5 protein-coding genes are annotated in these 3,927 nt (G+C 49.9%); 2 read left to right on the top strand and 3 right to left on the bottom strand.

What is annotated here, in order from left to right; genetic code table 11:
* Positions 1-312: 312 nt before the first annotated feature.
* The 3 genes from A3848_RS24555 to clpP form a co-directional block, all read right to left on the bottom strand.
* A complete protein-coding gene (locus A3848_RS24555) occupies positions 313-696 on the bottom strand; it encodes an IolE/MocC family protein (RefSeq protein ID WP_074087499.1) in 384 nt (127 codons plus the stop codon).
* A gap of 289 nt (positions 697-985) precedes the next feature.
* Positions 986-1,192, bottom strand: coding sequence for a hypothetical protein (locus tag A3848_RS24550; protein WP_074087498.1), 207 nt, complete (start codon positions 1,190-1,192; stop codon positions 986-988).
* 20 nt (positions 1,193-1,212) lie between these two features.
* A complete protein-coding gene (clpP, locus tag A3848_RS24545; protein ID WP_074087497.1) occupies positions 1,213-1,794 on the bottom strand; it encodes an ATP-dependent Clp endopeptidase proteolytic subunit ClpP in 582 nt (193 codons plus the stop codon).
* Between the two features lie 181 nt (positions 1,795-1,975).
* On the opposite strand from clpP, the gene A3848_RS24540 reads away from it, so the two are divergent.
* Positions 1,976-2,737, top strand: a complete 762-nt coding sequence (locus A3848_RS24540; protein ID WP_074087496.1) for an RNA polymerase sigma factor — start codon at positions 1,976-1,978, stop codon at positions 2,735-2,737.
* Positions 2,738-2,828: 91 nt separating this feature from the next.
* On the top strand, positions 2,829-3,776 hold the full coding sequence (locus A3848_RS24535) for an NAD-dependent epimerase/dehydratase family protein (protein WP_074087495.1): 948 nt from the start codon (positions 2,829-2,831) through the stop codon (positions 3,774-3,776).
* Positions 3,777-3,927 lie beyond the last annotated feature (151 nt).

The following is a 3,927-nucleotide window of genomic DNA, read 5'->3' as shown; positions in this document are numbered from 1 at the left end:
AAAGGGCTCGGACCCGTTCCGTTAGAAAGACCGACCTCCACCCCTTAGTTAGATGTGACGAAGGAATGAAAGGGCTATGACCCGTTGAGACATGGGAGTGAGAATCGCTAGGGCGAAGTGGAGACGTGCGCATAATGGAACAATATGGGTAATCCTTATGCACCCTTTATTTACGCATGCCCAATTCTCCATCTCCCAGCCACCGGCTCCTTCATCATCTTCTTCTTCACTTTAACTACAGGATGAAATCCTGCGAATTCATGAGTCTGAGTGAGGAAACTGAATCATTTCGAGGGAGCGAAATCCAAGATTTCATTTGGATTGGACTATTAATTCTTCATCAATTAGCTTTTCACCTTCATATATAACACCATCGTCATGGTTCTCTATATCAAAATAACCATTATAATAATCCCAAACATCTGAACGATTCGAATATTTAGCAATAACCTCCAATATACGATTGAATAAGATAGATGCTTCAACTTCTGAAGGATTTCCCTCAACCATAAGCCTGAATTTAACATCTTTTTCACCGTCAAAGGAGGCTGCTGTAGTATCTATCACCTCAAGTTTCCTAAAATTCTCCTCGGATTTTCCGAGTGCATCTCCAATGTCTATGCTTGTCCCCTGGCTACAAGCGACAGTTATAAATATTAAAATAAATGTGAGGACGATTAATATAGAACGTTTCATCTATTTATTTCCCCTGTTTTTAGCCTACCTGCCAATTGCTTGGAACGCTCCATTAATTACTCATTCATACAATACCACATATTGGAATTATCCTGCCCGTTTAGCTCATTGCGATTCCCGGCAGTTTATTATTCTTTAACACCTGCCACCTGCCGCAGTCATCCGTCCGCAGAATCCCCCGCACAAAGGCTTCTGTCGTCATCTGATAGCGGCTCCAGCGCAAACAGCCTTCACTTCCCCATGGGGAGAAATGAAGGCTGTATATCCGTCGTCCTTTAACGCCTAATTCTTATTGCCCGAATCCGACCCGTGGACGTTCTCGTTCTTTGGTCTCTACAACTACAGCTCGGATCAAGGTAATCGGAATGTACAACACCTGATACTCCGTACGGTACTTCACGAACCGCTCATCCATTTCTTCCAGAATGCCGCCTCTGACACTAGAACCATCCAGAAAATTCACGGTAACCTCTTGACCTTGCAAAGCTTCCAGCATTTCAGAATCCGCTCCTCTGCTTACAGTTTGGTAATCACTTTGTCGATTATGCCGTATTCCAGCGCCTCCTGGGCCGACAGGAAATAATCCCGGTCCATATCCTTCGCTACCTTCTCTGCCGGCTGGCCGGTGCGCTCCGCACTGATCTGCACAATCTTCTCCCTAATCTGCAGGATACGGCGGGCACTGATGGCAATGTCACTGGCTTGGCCCTGTGCGCCGCCATGCGGCTGATGAATCATAATCTCGCTGTTTGGCAGCGCGTACCGTTTGCCGGTAGCTCCGGCCAGCAGTAGAAGTGAAGCAAACGAAGCCGCAAATCCAGTGCATATCGTACTGACCTGCGGTTTGATTACCTGCATCGTATCATAAATGCCGAAGCCTGCGGTAGTCGAACCTCCCGGGCTGTTGATATACATCTGGATATCCTTATCCGGCTCATCTGCCGCCAGGAAGAGCAGTTGGGCGATGATACTGTTCGCCAGCTGATCATCGATGGCCGCACCTACGAACACAATCCGGTCCTTCAGCAGCCGGGAATAAATGTCGTAGGACCGCTCACCTCTGCTTGTTTGTTCAATGACATAAGGAATAATGCTCATGTCCACTCCTCCTTGGATAGTTTTAATTTCATACCCTGTAAACGGATGGAGTCCTGCAAAGGATACGGGTTCTATCTTTTTAAAATAACCGCAAAGGCAGCGTATCCTTTACATTGTGCAGATCGTTTATATAATAGAGGCAACAGAAAACGCAGGATGACCCAAAAGGAGATGATTACAAGTGTCGACCCTTGTACCGTTCAGCACCGGAAAATCAACGGATGAAATGCTGCCGCTTCGGGACGCTCTGTTCCGGTATTGTCTGTCTTTGACTAGATCCAGCCTTGAGGCCGAGGATTTGGCCCAGGATACCTGGACCAAATCCCTGGCTTATGCCAAATTTGCAGACAATCCGAATCCCGAAGCACTGCTGCTGCGGATTGCCAAAAATACATGGATTGATGCGATACGGCGCAAAGCTTCAATGGGACGGACGTTGGAGCGTACTCAAGCATTCATATCGTCAAGCGTAGATCAGAGTCCAGGCCAATCGCCAGGGGAAGCGCGGTCTGGGATCGAGCTGGCTTTTCAGGCGATTATCCGGCATTTATCTCCGCTGCAAAGAACAGTATTCGTGATGCGCGATGTTCTGGACTATTCAGCGGATGAAACCGCAGAGAGGCTGGAAACCACTGTAGGAGCCGTCAAAGCGGCCCTGCACCGGGCGCGTCAGGCACTCGGAGCCGTCCGCAAAGAACTCGCAGATGACGAGGGTCCAGCGCGGACGCAGGACCTGGATTTCCGGATTCTGCTTCAGGCGCTGGCAGAGTCCTATGAAAAAGGCCAGCTGCCTGTGATGCTGGAGCTGCTTCGCCAGGAGATTAAGTCGGAGATGACGATGGCGGTCGGTACTGGCACAGTGCAGGCACTGCATACAGGAGGGAGAGGTTCCTGGCCTTACATGGAGACTGGCAGCATGACAGATCTGCGGATGGCTGCGTAATCCTTACAAAACTAAGTTTACGGTTCCGGAGCCAGTTTTGTACGGAGACTATTCCAGGAAGCGTTGCCCACAAACTTTAGGAGTGAAAATATTGAGGAACATACTTGTACTCGGGGGAACCCGCTTTTTTGGCAAACGGTTAGTGGAGCGCCTGCTCCGGGATGCAGATACCACGGTTACCATTCTGACACGTGGCCTGACGGAGGATGGCTTTGGCCGCAGCGTGAACCGGTTGAATGTGAACCGCACGGATACGGAAGCACTTGCTGAAGCTGTTGGAGATACCGTCTGGGATGTAGTTTATGACAACATCTGCTATTCCCCGGATGAGGCCGCTGCGGCCAGCCATATATTCGCAAATACGGCTAAGCGATATATTCTGACCTCCAGCCTATCCGTGTATGATCCAAGATCTGAAATTCTCCGCGAAGCAGACTTTGATCCGGAATCTTATCCGCTGCGGCTGGGCCCAAAGGATGATTACAGCTATCAGGAGGGCAAAAGACTGGCTGAAACGGTCCTCTTAAGGCAAACAGCTTTTCCCGTGGCAGCAGTCCGGTTTCCGATCGTGCTCGGGACGGATGATTATACGAAGCGGCTGCATTTTCATATTGAGCATGTGCAGGAAGGACAGCCCATCGGGGTGCCCAATCCGCAAGCGCTGATCTCGTTCATCCGTTCTGATGAGGCGGCTGATTTCTTGTATTGGCTAGGCTTCTCACCACTGACAGGACCCGTGAACGCATGCTCGGACGGGACGCTTACCATCGGGAATATCCTCTCCATCATCGGGCAGGCAACCGGACAACAGGCGGAGGTTCAGAGCGAAACGGCCGACAAAGATAGGTCTCCGTTTGGCATCCGGGAATCCTGGTACATGGATACAGCAAAAGGGGCTGTCTCAAAAGCCATGAAATGGCTACTTGAGACAGCCCCGCTGTTTTTGAGTTGGATGGACTTGCGCACTTGGTGCGGACGCTCCGCGAACGGACCGTTGCTACAATCGCTGTGCTCTCCAGATTTTATTTATTTCCCGTAGCGGTAAAAATCCGGAGAGCAAGGCGACCGCTACCGCTTTTCCGCAATCAGTCCGTCCTCTCCGCTGTTTAAGCGGGGGAACGTTCCTACAATTCTTTCAAAAATCACAAAAAGAAATCGCCCTTTGGTAAAATGGAAGTGTCGAGCAACCA

Origin of the sequence: Paenibacillus sp. P32E, from assembly GCF_001909085.1 — a bacterium.
Taxonomy (GTDB): Bacteria; Bacillota; Bacilli; order Paenibacillales; family Paenibacillaceae; genus Paenibacillus_AQ; species Paenibacillus_AQ helianthi.
This window is presented reverse-complemented; position numbering and strand designations above follow the sequence as displayed.

Excerpts from the sequence above, each read along its gene's own strand:
- A3848_RS24550 (WP_074087498.1), bottom strand. The coding sequence starts at position 1,192 with ATGCTGGAAGCTTTGCAAGGTCAAGAGGTTACCGTGAATTTTCTGGAT.
- clpP (WP_074087497.1), bottom strand. The coding sequence starts at position 1,794 with ATGAGCATTATTCCTTATGTCATTGAACAAACAAGCAGAGGTGAGCGG.
- A3848_RS24555 (WP_074087499.1), bottom strand. The coding sequence starts at position 696 with ATGAAACGTTCTATATTAATCGTCCTCACATTTATTTTAATATTTATA.